Origin of the sequence: Prevotella scopos JCM 17725 (genome assembly GCF_018127785.1) — a bacterium.
Taxonomy (GTDB): Bacteria; Bacteroidota; Bacteroidia; order Bacteroidales; family Bacteroidaceae; genus Prevotella; species Prevotella scopos.
Genome location: NZ_CP072389.1, coordinates 58708 through 79115 on the forward strand (window position 1 = coordinate 58708; position 20408 = coordinate 79115).

Here is a 20408-nt window from a genome sequence, read left to right on the forward strand (position 1 = left end):
GTTGAAAAGGATTGGTGGGTGACAATGGTACTAAAGGCGCTGTTCCGAACAGAGTGTTCCGAACATTTGAGTTGCAGTGGTCAAAGGTATCGAAGGGCTCGTTCTCGGTACGATATATGAATGATGGAGGAATGCACGCCGGCTTCTCTCCATTTTTCTTACATTATAGTATATCATTAATTAACATATAAATTAATCGAATTAATTTTGCTCACTCGGTGCACTAAAAGGCGCTGGATGACAATAATTACCGAAGCCTAAAGTGGTTGTGGATTAAGTAAATCGAAGCCTTAATGGGTTGTAATATCTGTAAAAAACAAAGTAAATATGTTTATTATAGTTAAAATTAGGTTAATATGTAAGTAATATGCGTAAATCAGATGTTATCTTTGCATGAACAATCAAAAAAAAAACGTAAATCGACTTTAAAGATTATGGGTAACTTTTTGAAAGCAGCTTTATAATATAAGGTGTACAAAAAGTCGAGAATAAGATTATAACCAAATTATAAAATAACTAATGAGAAAAGGAAAGATCCTACCAGTAAGTGTTTTCCTATCTTGCTGTAGTTTGGGCGCTTTTGCCAGCAGTCATGTCGTAAAGGCTGATAATTTTGGCAAGAACGCAGTTGTTACAGCAACAAAGGCAAATACCGCAAAGGTATTAGAAACACAACAATCAAGTGGTAACGTAAAAGTTACAGGAACAATCGTTGATAATGCCGGAGACCCTGTTATCGGTGCTACTATTCGTGTGAAAGACTCGCAGAATGGTACAACAACCGACCTCGATGGTAAGTTTGAGATCATGGCGGCTAAGGGTGCTACATTGATTATCAGCTATATCGGTATGAACACCGAGGAGGTGAAGGTAACAGGTGACGCACCTTTGCACATCACGTTGAAGGCTGAGGCTCATCAGATTGAGGAAGTTGTGGTAACTGCTTTGGGTATCAAGCGTTCAGAGAAGGCTTTGAGCTATAACGTTCAGAAGGTAGGCGGTGAGAACCTCACAACGGTTAAGAACCCTAACTTCATGAACTCACTCTCAGGTAAGGTAGCTGGTGTAAACATCAATGCTTCATCAGCCGGTATGGGTGGTGCAGCCCGCGTTGTGATGCGTGGTCCTAAGTCTATTACCCGTAGCAATCAGGCTTTGTATGTAATCGACGGTGTGCCAATCAACAACACCAGTCAGGGTGAGATTTCAGGTGGTGCCTTCAGTTCACAGCCGGGTTCAGAAGGTATTGCCGATATCAACCCAGAGGATATCGAGTCAATCAGCGTCCTCAGTGGTCCTGCTGCTGCTGCCCTCTATGGTTCAGCTGCTGCGCAGGGTGTCATCATGATTACCACGAAGAAGGGTAAGGAGGGTAAGGTAAGTGTGACTGTAAGTAACAGTTCACAGTTTGCTAACCCATTCATCATGCCAGAGTTCCAGAACTCATATGTAAACCGTGCTGGCGAGGTGAAGTCATGGGGTGCAAAGACTCCATCAGTCTATGGTAACTATGAGCCAAAGGACTTCTTCAATACAGGTACGAACGTTCAGAACAACGTTGCTTTGACCGCAGGTACTGACAAGAACCAGACCTACATCTCAGTAGGTACGACAAATGCAAAGGGTATTATCCCTAACAACAAGTACGATCGTTACAACTTTGCTTTCCGTAACACAACATCGTTCTTGCACGACAAGATGACCTTCGACTTCAACTTCAATTACATCAAGGAGCATGATAAGAACTTGACCGCACAGGGTCAGTACTTCAACCCATTGACTGCTGTCTATCTCTTCCCACGTGGTGAGAGCTTCGACGCTGTTCGTACGTTCGAGCTCTTCGATGTTTCAAGAGGTATCTATCTTCAGAACTGGAACTTCGGTGACGCTTTGAGTATGCAGAACCCATATTGGGTAGCAAAGCGCATGGTACGTTCTAACAACCGCAGCCGTTACATGGTAAGTGCAAGTCTGAAGTATAAGATTTTCGACTGGATGGACGTTGTGGGTCGTTTGCGTTGGGACGATGCTGCTACAAAGCAGGAGGACAAGCGTTACGCTTCAACAACCAACCTCTTTGCTCACTCAAACTATGGTTTCTATGGTTATGACAAGGTGAATGATCGTTCACTCTATGGTGACTTGATGTTCAATATCAACAAGACATTGAATGACTTCTCAGTATCAGCCAACCTTGGTGGTTCATTCACTCGTAACAAGTATAACGTAACAGGTTTCCAAGGTGGTTTGAAGGCACCTTCTAACTTGTTTACTCCAAACGCTATTGATTATGGTACAGCAACCGCTGACAACCGTCCAATCTTCGCTGACAACGCACATAAGATCAACTCACTCTTCGCTAACGTTGAGTTGGGCTGGCGCAGTATGCTGTTTATGACCGTTACAGGTCGTAACGACTGGGACTCAGCTTTGGATGGCACCGACAATGTTTCCTTCTTCTATCCATCAGTGGGTATGTCAGCAGTTATCTCACAGATGGCAAAACTCCCATCATGGATTAGCTACATGAAGGTGCGTGGCTCATGGGCATCAGTAGGTTCTGCTATCTCTCCAAACATCACCTCACCATGGCGTTATCAGTATAACCCAGCGTCAGGTACTTATAGCACCGTAACTTATAAGTTCCCATCAAACTTCCGTCCAGAGCGTACCAACTCTTGGGAGGCTGGTTTGACAACTCGTTTCTTCAACAATGCCTTGACATTGGATGTTACACTCTATCAGTCTAACACCCGCAACCAGACCTTCCTCCGTCCTATCACAGGTGGTCAGGGATTCTCTGCTGAATATGTACAGACAGGTAACGTAAGAAACCGTGGTATTGAGCTTTCATTGGGTTATGGCCACACATGGGGCGACTTCGGATGGAACACAAGCTTCACTTACAGTGCTAACCGCAACAAGATTGTTGAGTTGCTCGACGATCCTAACGAGGTTATCAATCAAGGTGGTTTGAGTGGTGCTAACATCATCCTTAAGAAGGGTGGTACGATGGGCGACCTCTATATGACCAGCGACTTCAAGCGTGACGCTGAAGGCAACGTTGCTATCAAGGATGGTAACGTATCACAGGTGAACCTTACCAACCCATCTTATCGTGGTTCAGTACTTCCAAAGGGTAACATTGGTTTCTCTAACGACTTCTCTTGGAAGGGCTTCAACTTCGGTTTCGTTGTTACAGCACGCTTTGGCGGTATCGTAATGTCACAGACACAGGCGTTGATGGATGCTTACGGTGTATCAAAGGTATCTGCTGATGCACGCGACAAGGGCGGTATTGCTGTAAACAATGGTTTGGTATCAGCTGAGAAGTACTACGCTGTAGTAGGTGGTGATAACCCAATCTGGTCAGAGTATATCTACAGTGCAACCAACGCACGTATCCAGGAGGCACACCTCGCTTACACCTTCCCACGTAAGATGTTAGGCGGTATGGAGCTTTCACTCGGTTTGACAGCTAACAACCTCCTCATGCTTTACAACAAGGCACCATTTGATCCAGAGGCAACAGCATCAACAGGTACCTACTATCAGGGCTTTGACTACCTCATGCAGCCAAGCCTTCGTACACTTGGTTTCAACGTGAAGCTGAAATTCTAAACAATTAACCACTCATTTAATTGATATATAAATGAAAAAGATTAATATATATAAAGCCATCACTGCCTGCACATTCGCAAGTGCAGTGTTAATCTCAATGCCATCTTGTACAGATGGTTTTCAGGAGGCAAACCGTCCAGGAACAGGTGCTTCTGCTGAAGACCTGAATCGTGACAACTATCTTACCTCTTCCTTCATCGTACAGATGGAGGACCAAGCTTTCCCTGAGCAGGAGAATACTTACCAGATGAACCAAGACCTTATCGGTAACTACTTGGGCCGTTACATGACTTACGCCAACAATGGTTTCGCTGAGAAGAACTTCGCTCGTCTGAATGCTCCTAATGGTTGGGTACGCTATCCTTTCAAGGATTCTATGCCAAAGACTGTTTCAGCTTTCAAGGAGATTGCGCGTGTGACAAAGGGCGAAGGACCCGTTTATGCTTGGGCTTTGATTCTCCGTGCACAGTCGTTCATGCGTCTGACCGATATGTACGGACCACTTCCTATCGGTGCTGATGCAAACGATGGTAATGCTTACTCTTCACAGGAAGATGTTTACAAGAGCCTTATCGCTGACCTCAACAAGGCTACAGAGATTATCAAACCTCTCGTTGCAGCAAACGCAAATGTTGCTATTTCAGAGGAGCATGACAAGGTTTATCAGGGTAAGTTGGCTAACTGGTTGAAGTATGCTAACTCTTTGAAGCTCCGTATTGCTATCCGCATCCGCTTTGTTGAGCCTACACTGGCTAAGCAGTTAGGTGAGCAGGCTGTGCAGGATGGTGTGATTACAAGCAATGAAGACAACTGCGCTATTGCTTATACACCAAACGGACAGTATAAGACCTCTGTAGAGTGGGGCGATAGCCGTGCTTGTGCCGACCTCGAGAGCTTCCTCACAGGTTATAATGACCCACGTCTGACGAAGTTCTTTACCCCAGTAGAGGGTGGTATTCGTCCGGTAATCGGTTGTCGTGCCGCTGCTAAGATTGGTAACAAGACTACCGCTGGTAAGGCTTACTCAGCTGCTAACATCAAGCAGGACAGCAAGGGCGTATGGCTCACTGCTTCAGAGATGGCTTTCTGTCGTGCTGAGGGTGCTTTGGCAGGATGGAGCAACATGGGTGGTACCGCAAAGAGCCTCTATGAGGAAGGTGTGAAACTCTCCTTCGAGCAGTGGGGTGCTGGTGATGCAACAACCTACTTGGCTGATAACACATCAACCGAGAAGAATTATGAGGACCCAATCAGTGACTATGGTGGGAATGTAAGTGCTGTTAGTACCATCACCATCAAGTGGGACGACTCAGCAACTGAAGAACAGAAGATGGAGCGTCTGATTACTCAGAAGTGGATTGCAATGTTCCCTAACGGACAGGAAGGCTGGTGTGATATCCGTCGTACAGGTTATCCAAAGGTGTTCCCTCTGGCACAGTCAACAGACTACAGCATCCAGGTTGCCAATCGTATCCCATTCGATATCGATGAGGCTACCAATAACAAGGTAAACTACCTTAAGGCTGTTCAGATGTTGAATGGTAATGACGACTATGCTACCAAGATGTGGTGGCAGCGTTAATAAGATAGCTATTATACAATAAACATTCGATTAAAATGAAGAATTTAATAAAGATATTCTTACTCTCAGCCTGCGCTGCAACAGCTTTCACAGCTTGCAGCGACTGGACTGAAACTGAGGCAAAGGACGGTGCTGACCTCACACACTCAAATAAGTCAGAGGCTTACTATGCTCAACTTCGTAACTATAAGAAGACTGACCACCCTGTAGCTTTCGGTTGGTTTGGTAACTGGACGGGTACAGGCGTAACTTATGAGAACTCATTGGCAGGTCTCCCTGACAGTACTGACTTCGTTTCTCTCTGGGGAAACTGGAAGAACCCAACTGAGGCAATGTTGAAGGACCTTCGCTTTGTTCAGAAGACAAAGGGTACGAAGGTACTCATCAGTTGCCTTGTATTTGACATTGGTGACCAGATTACTCCAACCAATACCGACAAAAACCTCACTTGGAAAGAGTGGCGTCATAAGTTCTGGGGTTGGGGCAATGATGAGGCTTCACAGATTGCAGCTACTGAAAAGTATGCTAACGCTATCTGCGACACTATCGCTAAGTATGGTTATGATGGTTTCGACCTCGATGCTGAACCTTCATATGCTCAGCCTTTCCAGACCGATAAGGAACTTTGGCAGAACGCTAAGGTGATGGAAGCTTTCGTAAAGACAATGGGCAAGCGCATCGGTCCGAAGTCAGGTACTGATAAGATGTTCGTTATCGATGGTGAGCCAGACGCTATGGCTGCAGAGTATGGCGAATACTTTAACTACTTCATCCTGCAGGCGTATGGCAGTACAGGCAACAGTGGTTTGAACAGCCGTTTCGAAGCACAGGCTACTCACTTCCAGCAGTATCTCACGCCTGAGCAGGTGGCAAAGAAGATTATCGTCTGCGAGAACTTTGAGAGCTATGCTGGTAAGGGTGGTGTTAACTTCCAGTTGGGCAACGGCACAACCATTCCTTCACTCTTGGGTATGGCTTACTGGAACCCTGTTTACAATGGTAAGACCTATCGTAAGGGTGGTGTTGGTACCTACCACATGGAATACGAATACAGCGTGTCTGGACAAGCCGGCAACTATCCATTCTTGCGTAAGGCTATTCAGATTATGAATCCATCAATCCAATAATCAAGACATTCAAATTATGAAATACAATATTTCAAAGCTTTTCATCGGAGGACTCGCTATTGCCTCCCTGACATTGATGGCTTCTTGTGAGAATGCAGAATACGCTCCACTCACAAACAAGGCTTTCATCTTACAGACCAATACCAATGGTAACTCAAGTGAGAAGATTACTATCGGTACGTCTGCTGTCACTTCTTCTGTGAACGTGCGTCTCTCTGACCTCGCTACACAGGACTATACCTTCGAGGTAGTTGCTGACACAACAGCTCTCGCTGAGTACAACCAGCGTAACGAAACCTCTTACAAGGCACTGCCTGCAAGTCTTTACAGCTTGTCATCAAACGAGGTGACCATTGAGGCTGGTAAGTCTATCTCTTCTGAGTTGACACTGACCATCAACCCACTCACACAGGCGTTGAAGGATAGTGGTCAGAAGTATGCTGTTGCCCTTCGTCTGAAGAGTAAGGATGGTAAGTATGACGTGCTGAACGCTGGTAGTACAATGGTTTACATCCTCGATCAGGTTGTTTATCAGGCTGTGCCAATCATCAACGCATCACACAACATCCACTTCACAATGCGTAATACCTATGACCTTTCACAGTGGACTGTAGAGATGAACGTGAACATGAGCAGACTCGGTAAGGGTCTTGGCGAACTTAACAACCAGACACTCTTCGGTGCATGGGGTAACGATGGTGGTGAGATTTATACTCGCTTCGGTGATGCTCCTATCGAGGGTAACCGCTTGCAGATTAAGACTCAGGGTACACAGATGAATAGTAAGCAGCTCTTTGAGGCTAACAAGTGGTACCACCTCGCATTCGTTTGCACAGGTACAAAGCTCTACCTCTATGTGAATGGTGTACTTGATAATTCAATGGACCTCCCTGGTAAGAATACTAATCTCAGCAACCGAATCAACTTCGGTAACACCGATTACTTGAGAGCTGACGTGAAGGTGAGCGAACTTCGTTTCTGGACAGTAGCACGCACACAGGCTCAGATTCTCAATAATATGTATGCTTGTGACCCATCAAGCACTGGATTGGAAGGCTATTGGAAGTGTAACGAGGGTCAGGGTGATACCTTCAACGATGCAACAGGTCACGGCAACACCGGTAAGTGTGTGGCTGTTCCAACCTGGGAGCAGAACGTAAGAATCGATGGTAAATAAGTCAAAAGAAATCGCAAATATGAAAATAAACCTATTCAAGTCAGTGCTGGCAGCCTCTTTGGTTGCTGCCACACTGGCATCTTGTCAGAGCGAACCAGAAGTTGGTAGCACGCTCTATCCTACTGCAGAAGAGAACTACTCAGCTAAGGCTTACCTCTACACAGGTAGCAGCGATGGTAATAAGCTGACGCTCGCAGGTGTGAAGTCATCTACAGCCATTACCTTATCAGGCGATAGCGCATTGTTCTATGTGCGACTCTCTGCTCCAGCTGAGAAGGATGTTACGGTTACTTTGGCTGCTTCATCTGATGGTGTTACAGCACGCAGTGGTGAAGAGGTGATGAGCACAGAAGCTATCAGCCTTAGCAAGACAACCGTTTCAATCGCAAAGGGTCAGCAAGAGACTACCGAGCCAGTTGTTGTTAAATTGGTGAATGGTGATGCGCTTAAGAATCTTACGATGTTGAAGAATGGTGTGACCTCTGTTGTCATCAAGAGTGTTGATGGGGCTGAAACAGCAAAGACAAACACTAAGATTGTAGTTGCAACCGACTTCACCTTTGATAACATCAACGCCTCTGGTACGCTTAACACAGCTAAGCAGATTGCATTGACCGATTATACAATGTCATCCCCTAACACTAATTCAGATGCAACAAAGTTGAACGATGGCAATAATAATAGCTACATATATTCATATGTATTTTACGAGCCTGAGTTCGTAATGGAATTCAAGAGCACAAAGACAGTGTCAGGTGTTGGTATCCTTTGCAACTACACAAGCTATGGCTATGGTGTTAAGAAGGTAGCTGTTTACACGAGCGAAGATGGTAAGACATGGGTTAACATGGGTACTGCTTCTGCTTCTGCAACCTACGATGACAATACGCCATTCCCAGTTGTCTTCAATAGTCCTGTAACCTGTAAGTATGTTAAGGTTAAGGTACTCGAAAGTTTCAGCACTGAAAAATATCCTCGCTATTTGATTGGCGAAATGTATGCTTACGAGTAGGACTTTTGTTGGTTGACAAGTTGACTGGTTGACGAGTTTACAAGTTATTTGTAAATGAGTTGACACTTCATAAAATAAATATAAAAAGAGGGTGTGTCAAAATGGACACATCCTCTTTTTACCCCCCCCCTTTACCTTGTCTACCATATAAATCATTATTTACTATAGCTATGCTGCTAATTTCATATAAAATGATTTATTGGTCTTTAAATAGCCTATATAAACTTGTATAGAGCATCTGAAGGTGACTAAAAGTACCTCCATAATGGCTTTTAGTTCCTTGAGATTAGTTTTTCTGCACATTTTTCCTATGTTAAAGGCAATGGCAAAGAATGCAAAGTCCATGTTGACCTTGTCTTTCCCAAAATGCCTAAACCTCTTGTAGGCTTTATTATATTTTGTTTGTCCAAAAACAGCTTCAGGTTCTATGCACCTTCGTCCTCGATGCTTGATGCCTTCTTCCGAGGTCAGTAGTTCCCGTGCCTTTTGTTTATAGTGCTGTAGTTGGTGGTTTACTTCTATAATTCTGTTCCCTCTTGCCTTAAAACATGAGCCTCTCAACGGACAACCATCACAGTGTTCTGCCTGATAACGTACGCTGTAAGTAACGAATCCATTAGAGGTTAGGGAACGCTTCATACCTATACGCCTCATGTGCTGTCCCATAGGGCAGACGTAGAAATCCTGTTCCTTATTATAATAAAGGCTTGCGGGACTGAATGGGTTAGGTGTGTAGCGTGGACGCTGCTCTTTATGGAAGTAGTTATACTTCACATAGGCTTCCATATTATGTACGTCCATGAACAGATAATTCTCCTCGGAGCCATACCCTGAATCGGCTACGACTGTCTTGGCATAACGATGATAGCGTGATTTGAAAGACTCCAAGAAAGAAGGTAGTGTGAGTGTATCGGTACGATTGGCATAGAGTGCAAAGTCGGTGATAAACTGGTTCTCCGTTGCTATCTGCAGATTATATCCAGGCTTAGTCTGTCCGTTCCGCATAGCGTCCTCCTTCATGTGCATAAACGTGGCATCAGGGTCGGTCTTGCTGTAGGAGTTTCTCTCTCCCATAATCTCAAGGTGTTGGTCATACTCCTGGAGTTTATTACGTTTCTTCTCAAGTTCTTTAAGCTGTTTTTTCTTGGTTCTAACAGCCTGCTTCTCTTCTTTTGTCTTAGGTTTAGGGATTGATTCCAAAGACTTGTTCAATTCCTCGGATATCTCATCAAGCAGAGCTGCAGTGAACTCAATACCTTCTTTCTTAGCGGCATTATCCTGCGCAATGACATCGTCAACCTGAAGCAAGAGTGTGCGTATTTGTTCCTGCAACTTGGTGCGGTTCTTTTCCACGGTTCTCTTCCAAACGAAGGTATACTTGTTAGCTTTCGATTCTATTTTTGTGCCGTCAATATATTCAACGTCAAGACTTATCAAACCTTTGGCTGCAAGTACTAATACGACTTGTGTGAATATATTGTTGATTTCCTTTTTCACACGATTACGAAAACGATTGATGGTAATAAAATCAGGCTGCTCATATCCTGCCAGATAGATGAAATGAATGTCACGCTTGAGAAGTGACTCTATACGACGGCAGGAATAGATATTATTCATATAGGCGTAAAGAATCACCTTAAGCATCATTTGTGGATGATAAGGCTTGCGACCACTGGGCTTATAAAGTTTGTAGACATTATCCAACATAAGATTATCCACCAAGGCGTCTAAAAGACGAACAGGGGCATCTTCTGCGATATCCTTATCGATTCTTTGAGGAAAAAGAATCATTTTCTTGTGTATGTAAGAACGAAAGTGTATCTTTGTCATAATGAGATTTTTTTAATGCCTAAAGGTACAAAAACTTTAGGAAATAGCAAAGCCCTGGCTTGAGAAAGTCGGGGCTTTGTGCATAAAAAAGAGGATGTGTACATTTTGACACACCCTCTTTTTTTGTACCTATCCTAATTCATCATTATGATTACTTTCGTTTGCTGTGTTTATTGCCACATATAACTAGTCAACTCGTCAACCCCAGACTCGTCAACTAAACTTTCATGTATTAGTTTTTTACCCCTAACATTTTTTAGTATCTCATCACTTGACACGAAAGGATCTTATACCTATTTTTACGAGCGTTAAGAATAAAAACCTAGATTACTATCTTAATCTTTAACTGTACAATAGGATTATAAGGTAAAAACGTTTAATTGTTACAAATATAAACCACAGATAAACATTCACTAGCCTTCCTAACCCAAAAAGGCTAGCTCTAATGTATATCTGCTAACAATGTCACTTATGGATAAATTTTACAAACGACCAACCTGTGCGATCTTCACAACTTGTATTGAATTTCCTTTGCTAGCTGGCAGTAGCGGACTTGGCAAAGATAGTCCACACCATGGCGGAGAGGATCAAAAAGCAAAGCCAAACCCTTTTGAATATAATGACAGAATTGAGGATGAAAAATGGAATGAAGAATCTTAAATAGACAAGCGAAGATGAAAAGGTATGATTTATTATCCCTTTGTGGTTTGATGACCATGATAGGGTTTGCAGCATGTAGTGATAATGAGAACAATGCACTTGTTTCAGAGGTTGATGGATATGTCAACAACCTCGTTGTTACAGTTGATAACAATCGAGGTGCTGGTCCGGATACGCGTCAGCTGATACTTGATGACGATAACAATGTCATTTCTAAGTGGGCTAAGAATGACAAACTCTTCGTTTATAATCTCTCAGATAATAATGGTAGCAAACAAACAACCTATAGTTTGGTTGAGACGAATGGTGATGGTACCAAGCAAACTACCTATCGTGGAAAGGTGAAAAGTCATAACAAGGTGAAGAAAGGTGATATCTTTACTTTCTTCTATCCGGGTAGTGGTCTGGAAGAAGGTTCTATCGGTCTGGTAAGTAATATCATAACTTCAGAAAGTAATCAAGGTGTGACGATTTCTTATCATGACCAATCATCAACAATAACAAACTTTGTGTCACTTGATTTAAAGAAACAGGATGGTACATTAGAGAGCATTGACAAAAAGTTCGACTTTAATTGGGGTACTGATGTACTAAAGACAGTTCCTGTTGATAAGGAGGACATCAAGCTAAAGCCAAGTCTAAAGCGTAAGATAGCCATCTGGGGATTGAAGTTTAAGGTCACTGGCGACCCCAGTAGTAGTGGTGAGATTGCAGATATCGATAGTGTGAAAATCAATGGGCTGCGCTCGTATGATGTTCTTGACCTCAGCAACGGAGAATTTGTCGGTACGAATGATGAGAAAGAATATGCAATTACGATTGCCAATAAAGACAAGACGAAATTACAACTTACTAATGGCTATGTATGGGTAGCACTGTTAGCTGAGAATGCTGAGACAAAGTTTACTATAACGCTCTACACGCAACAGGGTGCCTTTACAAAGACAGCTACCAAGAAGTTTGAGACCGATTATGACTATCGTACTGTCATCACTGTTGAGAAGGTTGTACCACAACCATACGTTGAAGTAAATAATGTGAAGTGGGCAACGGGTAACTTCATACATTATAATACTGGCTCAGCTGAGTATTGGGGTATCGCACCAGCACAATGGTGGATAAGCAGCTATGGTGAGAATCCAACGAGTGTTAATAAAGCCGATAATCAGGATATAAAATATGATGGATTAGGTTCGCAAAACTGGTTTATTGACGATCACATTGGTAGATTCACACAGACGGAGGAAGATGTAGACCTCTTCCAGTGGGGGGTCATTCAGGATGCACTGAAGTTTAATGGCGTTTATTACCTCCAAGGTACGAACTTCGACATGGCAGGTAAATACTATAAGAATAGAGGTGGATTGGTACATGTCAACGAGACGAGCAACAGAGCAGAAGCTACTCATGGTGACATCGTAAGGTATTACACCGAACATGGGCAAAAGCATTACCACTATCAGTATCCTTCAGATGCAGATTTTAATGCGTTATTCTCGGCAAACACCAGCATTCCTGCTTATTGTTACACCGATAAGGGTAATAAAATCTATGGAGCTTACTTCAGTGATACAAAGTTTAGTGGTACGGCACCAAAATTCCCAACGGGAAGAAAGATATGGAAATATCAAGATGTGACGGGACTTGTTCTGGCGAATCAAGGTTTATTCCTCCCCATTGGTGGACGTCGTCCAATAAACAGTGCTTCTGTAGAGTTCCGCCATGTTGCCTATAACAGCGGATTCTATGGACAGTACTATACATCGCAAAGTACAACTTACTCCATTCCACATGGTGTGTTCTTTGGTGCTGCATTCAAAATGAATATCGCTGTGCCATCAAAAGACCAAGGAAGCAATATCCGCCCCGTATATGTTGGAGCAGAAAATAATGATGAGACGCAACCAATTGATGCCGCCAAGTTCGCAGCCTTCAGCAATATTATTGATGTCAACGGCCGTAAGCATTAACTGCAACTGATGGCTACGGAATAATCGATTTACTTCTTAACCACTATAAACAAGGTTCCCGCCATGCTGGATTCAATCCTGACATGGTGGGAATTATTGTTTGTGAATGGTTTGATTGATGTGATTTTAACTATAGATAACGCTCGCAGAAGATTAAATAAAAAGTTAAAAACAATGAAATATGAAATTGTTGTGACAATTTTTATTAACTTTGCACCGAAATTAAAGCAATAGGGATAAAAAACGTATTATTTAGTTGGTATCTGTTATCAATTTTAAGCATTCAAGATAAAATCAATTTTTAAAATAGTTATGAAAAGAAATGTATTAACGACAGTAGAAGCTTTTGTAATAGGCAAGAAGCAAGCCTATTTGAAACCATGGTGCTCAACATATAGCATCGAGGCTGAATCAATGATTTGTGCAAGTGTGACTAGTGACGCAGACAATGAGGATTTAAAGAATAATTCAAGCGACCCTTGGAACACAGGGCAGGGTGATTAATCGAAGCTGTTAGTATCGGTTACATTTATGAATTATTACAAATGCGGCTAAATCTGTTTTGGTCGTTTATGTGAAAGAATAATTAACTTAAGAGTTTTAATAAGAATTAAAGATAAAAAGAATGAAAAAAAGAATTCTTTTACCTGCTATTTGCATGGTAATATCACTTTTTGCGACATCTTGCTCTTCTGATGATAGCGAATATACAGCAGAGAAAGAGCCAATGGTAACGCTTACAGTTTCTGCAGGAACTGATGAGGACGCTCCTGAGTCAAGAGCTGTACTTTCTGAGGCTGATGCTTCAACTAGCCCATGGAAGTGGGAGACAGGTGACCAACTATTGTTTGTGTCAACCAATAGTGCGGGTAAGAAGGTAGCGAGCAAGCTTACATTAAAGTCAACAAAAAATAACGACCGCAGTGGTGAGTTTGAGGGAGAAGTACCAGCGAGTGGTTTGACAACTGGTACAAAGTATCGTTTCTTCTATATTGGTAAGACCGCCGATGGTAGTGCTGACAGAAAAATCAGCGACGAGGAGGCTAATGCTGGTTCTATCAATATCGATCTTACAAGCCAGACGGGTAACCTTGCTGACTTAAAGCGTAACTGCGTATTGACAGGTGAGGCTAAGGTTAGCGTTTCTAATGGAAAGGCAACTGTGGCAGAAGGCGTTAAATTGTCAAACGTTTTTGCTGTAGCTCACTTTGCTATTTCTGCCAACGACCGCACTTCAATAACAAAGGTAGGTCTTCGTGGTAAGGGTGTCTATCGCTCTGCAAAAGTTAACTTGGCAAACGGAACCGTAATAGGTGTTTCTGAGGTTGGTACAGTGGCTGACCCAGAAGAGAACATCTTCTTTAATGGTAAGACTGACTTTTATGTGACCTTTGTTCCTGGTAACGTAGCTCCATCTTTCGATGGCTATTATGCTGGTTCATATACGAGTGTAGTTAAAGAAAAGCCACAGACACGCAACTATGATGCAAGCAAGTCATTTGTTTATTATAAAGGGTCTAAGGCAAGATTCTCTGTAAGTGACACCAAGCAGGTAGCTATTACCAATGGTAATGTGCAGTATGTTATGCCTATCGCAACCTACACATACGACTTGAATACAAGAAACCTCAAGGCAAATTCTCTCATCAGATGGAAGAAGAATGTTGCACTTAAAGTCTCTGCTACACGTACTATACAGCCAGGTTACTATCAATTAGCACCAAAGCAGTGGGAGATGGCAATTCCAACAACTTCCAGAAAAAAAGGAGATACCTATATTGACATGATACAGGTGGGGGGTAACAAATATGTTTCTCCTGAAAAGTATCGACTTTTTGACTTGCTATCATGGGGAACTCTCGACAATCCAACATTGCTCAATAGTAGTTTTTCTGCCACAAGTGATCAAGTAGCAAATCAGCAAGACTATGGTCATAAGTTGAAAGTTGGAAACAAAGAAACACGTGTCATGACTTCAGACGAGTGGGCGTATCTTATGCCTGATCAGCTCAATCCCGGTTTGCCAAATAATAATCGAGTATGGAGAGAATCTGGCGTAAAAGCTGCTAAATGGGCAAAATGTCATATTAAAGCAATATCGGAACAGCGTGGTGATGATGATGTATGGTTGCGTGGCGTACTTATTTTCCCTGATAATATGACGGTTGCAGAAGCTAAGGCATTGTTTACAAGTTTTAGTAATTTTGGTCATTGGTCAAACACAGATTCTAACGAAACATCATTTGACAAAATTAGAAATAGTGGTGCCGTGTTTATCCCATTCTCAGCTTATAGAGCGAGTGGTTCCAACAAGTTAGAACAATGGGGTACACATGCTAATTATGCGACTTCCTCACGTAGAGGAAATTCAATGCGTCATGTTAAAATTACACCTAAAGCTATTTTCACCGAGTTCTATAACACGACAGATCCAAATCAGGGTTGTGCGATCCGTTTGGTACAGGATTATTAATTTCTTTATCCGATAACGTTCGGATTATATAAATAAGAATCGGTCATTATGATTTCTTGCTGTTTTAAGGCAGTACGAGGTTGTAATGACCGATTTGCATTATAAAGACAGGGTAACATAGTAGCTAATTTTTTAGTGACATCAACCCCTCACAGATGTGGCTGGTGAACCAATCTTACAGAGGTTCTACAGATTCAGACTTATATGTGATGTCATGATTTAACCTTTGAAGTCCCAGAACTTACTCACATATATTTCGTTTTTCATCACTTCTAATCTTTCCCATTTGCTTTTACTCGTGCAATATCCTTTAAATACAAAAAAAGTTGTAACTTGAAAGCAAAGTGGGTTTTAAACTATAACGGCTCTACCTATACGATGGCTGAAGGCAATGCTGAACAATATCTGCCTGCAGGTACCTATAAATTCTATGCCTTCAGTGATAAAGTGTCGTTCGCAGATGGTAAGATTGTAAAGTCTCTTACGAATGCAAGTGAAAATGCTTTGTATTTTGAGGGTGATTATATTTTGTGTGTACGGTAGATAAGGTAATCACCATCCGCAAAGATTGTAAATTCATTTGTTAGAGCTTCGTTCAGTGTACCCTGCCAAAGTTCGTTGAAGGGATAAGCGTCCCATTTAAGGCCGTTGCTCGACATCTCTTTACAGGTTGCATTGAAGATGCTAACTTGCTGTCCGGGGAAAGCGTCAAAGCGAGTAGTGCCCGATGCCACAACAAAGTAACCATAGTCCGTTACCATCACTGGGTCGATAGCTAACTGTCGATAGTAGTAGAGCATGAGAGAGATGTTGCCCAAGGTATGATCCTCCCGTTTACCCGTTGCTCCAAGGTAACAGAAGCGAGGACGCGTATGCGTTGATGCATCCATCTTCAGGTGAGAGCGAGCAAAGAGGGTAGCCTTGGTCAGGTCGTTAAACTCTTGCTCCGAAATCGGATGATAGATGTGTGCATAACGCTGTTTCAGTGTGTCAGAGAGTGAGTCGCCATCTCCGACCACAGCCGTTGGTTCAATCTCATATTCAAGGAGGTCCTCTAGTGCACCATCACAGACAATGAGGTTCTTCGCCGTGCGAAGGATGCGAAGTGGAAGGAGGTGAGTGGGGAAGTCGCCAGCAGCAAGGATGACGGAATTAAAGTCTCCCCCAACCCCTCCGAAAGGAGGGGAGTGCCTAACGGAGTGCTCGTTGGGAATGTGTTGGTGTTGTTTGTCCTTATTATTCTCTTTATTATTGATAATCATTTCTCTTGCTATTCTTATTCTGTTCTTTCTCTCTTTCGAGATACTTTATATTCTTTTATTTTATTGCAGTAACCTTATTTTATTCTTTCTCTCTTTCGAGATACTTTATATCTTATTATTCCTTTCGATAACTTCTCCTTCAGCCTATGAATCTATTTTGAAGAACTCAGAAGGAACCTTATTCCGTTAGGCACTCCCCTCCTTTCGGAGGGGTTGGGGGAGGCTTCTCCTCCACTTATAGTACCCTGCCACAGCGATAACGGCATAGAAGGCATATAGTCCGGCGGTGAAAGGGATTTCTTTATACACATACAGTCCAGCCAGTTCGATATCGACGACGAACCATATCCACCATTGTTCGATGTATTTCTTTGCCAACGCCCACATACCGATGAAGCTAAGCGCATTGCCGAAGCTGTCTAATACGGGTACGGTGGAGTTGGTGGCGTGGATGAGGATGAGGTAGAGCACACCCCAGATGCCGAAGAAGACGAGGAGTGCGGGGAGTATCAGCCGACGCGGGAAGTGCGTGATGGGTACCTCCTTTTGTTCTTTCTTCCGTCCAAATTTCCAATACAAGAATCCATAGATGGCAGCTAATGTATAGTATATCTGCATTCCGAAGTCGGCGTATAGTCCTGCTTCGTAATAGACCACCATATAGATGAGGGGCATGATAATCCCCGTCAACCAAAGCCATATACTCGCTTTGTATTCTTGATAGATGTAAATTAGGCCAACGATGCAGCCCAGCATGTCTAGTGTCATAATAACAACAGCCTCACCCCCAGCCCCTCTCCTATTGGAGAGGGGAGTAGATAGCGAGTTTCCCTACTTATTGATACTATACTTTATGAAGTATTTCATTCACTTTATTTGTTCTATTGTCTCATATAAGTTTTTGCAAATATCATATTCTCCCCCTCCTCTCCGAATAGAGAGGGAAGTAGATAGTGAGTTTCCTCTATTTATTGAAACTATAGTTTATGAAGTATTTCATTCACTTTATTTGTTCTATTGTCTCATATAAGTTTTTGCAAATATCATATTCTCCCCCTCCTCTCCGAATAGAGAGGGGAGTAGATAGCGAGTTTCCTCTATTTATTGATACTATAGTTTATGAAGTATTTCATTCACTTTATTTGTTCTATTGTCTCATATAAGTTTAGCAAAGATCACATTTCACTCCCCTCTCCAATAGGAGAGGGGCTGGGGGTGAGGCTAAAACTTCAACGTCACACTCCCCATCACATTAAACCCTGCCATTGGGATGAAGCCAATCTGTGTGTAACGGTTCTCGTTAGGATGACCATCGTTGTCGAGGATAGAGCTATACACCCATCCGCTGGCTGCATAGTGGCGATTGAAGATGTTATTGAGGTTCACACCGAAGACAGCTTCCTTCAAACCAGCAATGTGCTTGGTAGGACGAAGGGTATAGCTGAGGTTGACATTCGTCTGTGAATAGCATGGCAGTGAGCGTGTCATGTTCTCGGTATTGTCGAGATACTGACGACTGACAAAGTTTGTATGCCATACTGCCTCAAAGCCTTTGTAATGAAGATTGAGCATACCATTGAGTATGGCTGATGGTGAGAAAGCCAAAGTAGAGTGGTTGTAATGAATCTTACGGAACGAAGACTCCCAATCTACACTTGCCATCTCGTCAAAGTCCTTGATGATATTACGGCTCAAAGCTGCGTTACCCTCAACGGTCAACCATGACAATGGGCTCCAGCCTGCCTCCAACTCAGCACCCATACGATAGCTGCTCTTGATGTTTGTAGTCAGATTCTCACCGATATCACTCTGCGCACCAGTCTGTACAAACTGGTTGTTATAGTCCATGTAATAGAGGTTAACGCCTGCTCTCCAGTTGCGACCATTGTATTGATAGCCCATTTCGATATCCATCATACGTTCTGGCGAAGGTGCAGGATAACTACCGTTGTTGGTGAAGTTATTACGTTCTGGCTCACGACTGGCGTGCGCAATAGATGCGTATGCCTTGTGACCACCACGATAATAGCTGATACCCGCCTTCGGATTGACGAAGTCATAACGCTCGCTGATGTCTAAGCGTTGGTTCTGATAGCCATTCCCAACCTTATAGAAACGGTCGTTCTGACCATCGGTCATATACTCCACGTGACGTATCTGTAGGTCCATAAATACGTTCCAATAGTCCGCAAAGTTGTATTTTGCCTTGAAGAATCCGCTGTAGTCATACTTATGTGCCTTAGAGTCGTAAAACTTATAGTCATTACCACCAGCACGGAACTTTGCATCTGCCTCTTCATTTTTAATATAGGTGAGATAGCCGAAGTGGCTGCCACGGAACTGCTGTAGGTTCAGTCCGCCTGTCACATCCCAACTCTCGTCCTTGTAATTACTGGTATAGACAATGCCGTAGGTGTGCTGTGACAAACCCTTCAGGCGTACGAAGTCCGACTTCTTCACGAGGTTACCATTGCTGTCATTGAATGCCAAACCGAACTTCGCAAACTTTGTGTTATGCTTAAATTCGCTGTAATAGCCGTAACCGTAGGTGTAATGCAGGGTTACATTATGACTCCAGTGGCTGGATGGTTGGAAAGCAAACGATAAGAGGTTATGATTCTGATAGAAATTATCTGTCGTTTTGTTCCAGAAAGAGCCGTCGCGCATCATGTAACGTGCCGTCTCGTAGTTGCCATTCCCATCCTTAACAAAGGCCCCGTTAGCATCGGTCTGTAAGTATTCATAGAGCTGGTTGAACTTGCCCAAACCTCTCTCATACATATCTTTATAGGTGGTGATGCCCGTCTTAGAGCCGTAGGTGCCATCCATCAGACTAAGGTCATTACTACCCGTAACGACACCATTCCATGCTTGTCCAGTCTTCTCGAAGTTGCCGATGTTCTTATAGCTGATGCGGAAGTTATCGCCCAACCAAGTCAGACCACCATAGTAAGAACCCGAACGCCCACTTGTTCCGTTGACATATCCGTCTGTTGCGGTCTCATGATAAGCTCCATCGAAGACAAGATGATTGAACAACAAACCTGTAGAGAACTTCACACCTGCGTTATACGTATTGTATGAGCCGTATGAACCACTCACCTCCACGCTTGGTTGTCGGCTTGGAGCACTTGTTGCCAATGACACCGAACCACCGAAAGCACCATCACCATTGGTCGATGTTCCGATACCACGCTGTATCTGTACACTATTCATCAGCGATGCGTATGAGTTCATGTTTGCCCAGAAAACGGTCTGATCTTCTGGTGAATTGAGCGATACTCCATCTAACGTAATATTGATTCTACTACCAGCAGCACCACGAATGCGCATCGCTGCCGTACCCGTTCCAAGTCCATTCTCGCCCCAAGCTAATACGCCCGGAGTCTGAGTGAGGAGGAATGGCATTTCACGTCCACTCTTAGAGAAGGCTTCAAGTTCCTTCTTTTTAATATTAGATACTGCGTATGGTGCACTCTTTGGTACACGAACACCTGCCACAACGACCTCGTCAAGCTGTTGTTGTTTCAGCGTGTCCGTCACTGTTTGCGCCTTTATAGCTGCCACGCACGTCAGTGCAGCAGTAAATAGGATAATTCTTTTCATATCCCAGGTTGATGATTTAAGAAAAAAGTATAAAGGGGGATCTTCCTACGACGGCATTATCCGTATCAGGTCAATGGGTATAATCTCA

The 20408-nt window shown here is 43.2% G+C and carries 14 protein-coding genes; 10 read left to right on the plus strand and 4 right to left on the minus strand.

Going from position 1 to position 20408, the window contains the following annotated elements:
* Positions 1–519: 519 nt before the first annotated feature.
* From J4856_RS00230 to J4856_RS00250, 5 genes are read left to right on the plus strand one after another with little or no spacing between them, the layout of a single operon-like run.
* Positions 520–3621, plus strand: a complete 3102-nt coding sequence (locus J4856_RS00230) for a SusC/RagA family TonB-linked outer membrane protein (protein ID WP_065367978.1) — start codon at positions 520–522, stop codon at positions 3619–3621.
* Positions 3622–3652: 31 nt separating this feature from the next.
* On the plus strand, positions 3653–5203 hold the full coding sequence (locus tag J4856_RS00235; protein WP_025839090.1) for a RagB/SusD family nutrient uptake outer membrane protein: 1551 nt from the start codon (positions 3653–3655) through the stop codon (positions 5201–5203).
* A gap of 35 nt (positions 5204–5238) precedes the next feature.
* Positions 5239–6330 carry a glycoside hydrolase family 18 gene (locus J4856_RS00240; protein WP_025839089.1) on the plus strand — a complete coding sequence of 364 codons (1092 nt, stop codon included), beginning with the start codon at positions 5239–5241 and terminating at the stop codon, positions 6328–6330.
* Positions 6331–6346: 16 nt separating this feature from the next.
* Positions 6347–7507 carry a DUF1735 and LamG domain-containing protein gene (locus J4856_RS00245; protein ID WP_025839088.1) on the plus strand — a complete coding sequence of 387 codons (1161 nt, stop codon included), beginning with the start codon at positions 6347–6349 and terminating at the stop codon, positions 7505–7507.
* A gap of 19 nt (positions 7508–7526) precedes the next feature.
* On the plus strand, positions 7527–8519 hold the full coding sequence (locus J4856_RS00250; protein ID WP_025839087.1) for a discoidin domain-containing protein: 993 nt from the start codon (positions 7527–7529) through the stop codon (positions 8517–8519).
* Positions 8520–8687: 168 nt separating this feature from the next.
* Here J4856_RS00250 and J4856_RS00255 read toward each other — a convergent pair whose 3' ends face one another.
* Positions 8688–10349, minus strand: coding sequence for an IS1182 family transposase (locus tag J4856_RS00255; RefSeq protein ID WP_065367651.1), 1662 nt, complete (start codon positions 10347–10349; stop codon positions 8688–8690).
* Between the two features lie 471 nt (positions 10350–10820).
* On the opposite strand from J4856_RS00255, the gene J4856_RS00260 reads away from it, so the two are divergent.
* The 5 genes from J4856_RS00260 to J4856_RS00280 all read left to right on the plus strand — a co-directional run bounded on the left by J4856_RS00260 (position 10821) and on the right by J4856_RS00280 (position 15995).
* On the plus strand, positions 10821–11009 hold the full coding sequence (locus J4856_RS00260) for a hypothetical protein (RefSeq protein ID WP_143150375.1): 189 nt from the start codon (positions 10821–10823) through the stop codon (positions 11007–11009).
* A gap of 14 nt (positions 11010–11023) precedes the next feature.
* Positions 11024–12979: a hypothetical protein gene (locus J4856_RS00265; RefSeq protein ID WP_143150374.1), complete on the plus strand. Its 1956-nt coding sequence runs from the start codon at positions 11024–11026 to the stop codon at positions 12977–12979.
* Between the two features lie 312 nt (positions 12980–13291).
* Complete coding sequence (locus J4856_RS00270) at positions 13292–13483, plus strand: hypothetical protein (RefSeq protein ID WP_025839919.1); 192 nt, start codon at positions 13292–13294, stop codon at positions 13481–13483.
* Positions 13484–13604: 121 nt separating this feature from the next.
* Positions 13605–15452, plus strand: coding sequence for a hypothetical protein (locus tag J4856_RS00275; protein ID WP_025839918.1), 1848 nt, complete (start codon positions 13605–13607; stop codon positions 15450–15452).
* Between the two features lie 333 nt (positions 15453–15785).
* Positions 15786–15995: a hypothetical protein gene (locus J4856_RS00280; protein ID WP_025839917.1), complete on the plus strand. Its 210-nt coding sequence runs from the start codon at positions 15786–15788 to the stop codon at positions 15993–15995.
* Here the strand turns inward: J4856_RS00280 and J4856_RS00285 are convergent.
* The 3 genes from J4856_RS00285 to J4856_RS00295 all read right to left on the minus strand — a co-directional run bounded on the left by J4856_RS00285 (position 15974) and on the right by J4856_RS00295 (position 20320).
* Positions 15974–16714 carry a thiamine diphosphokinase gene (locus J4856_RS00285; protein ID WP_025839916.1) on the minus strand — a complete coding sequence of 247 codons (741 nt, stop codon included), beginning with the start codon at positions 16712–16714 and terminating at the stop codon, positions 15974–15976. The two genes, J4856_RS00280 and J4856_RS00285, sit on opposite strands and share 22 nt — an antisense overlap.
* Before the next feature lie 186 nt (positions 16715–16900).
* Positions 16901–17482: a nicotinamide riboside transporter PnuC gene (pnuC, locus tag J4856_RS00290; protein ID WP_025839915.1), complete on the minus strand. Its 582-nt coding sequence runs from the start codon at positions 17480–17482 to the stop codon at positions 16901–16903.
* A gap of 453 nt (positions 17483–17935) precedes the next feature.
* On the minus strand, positions 17936–20320 hold the full coding sequence (locus J4856_RS00295; RefSeq protein ID WP_025839914.1) for a TonB-dependent receptor: 2385 nt from the start codon (positions 20318–20320) through the stop codon (positions 17936–17938).
* Between the last annotated feature and the right edge of the window lie 88 nt (positions 20321–20408).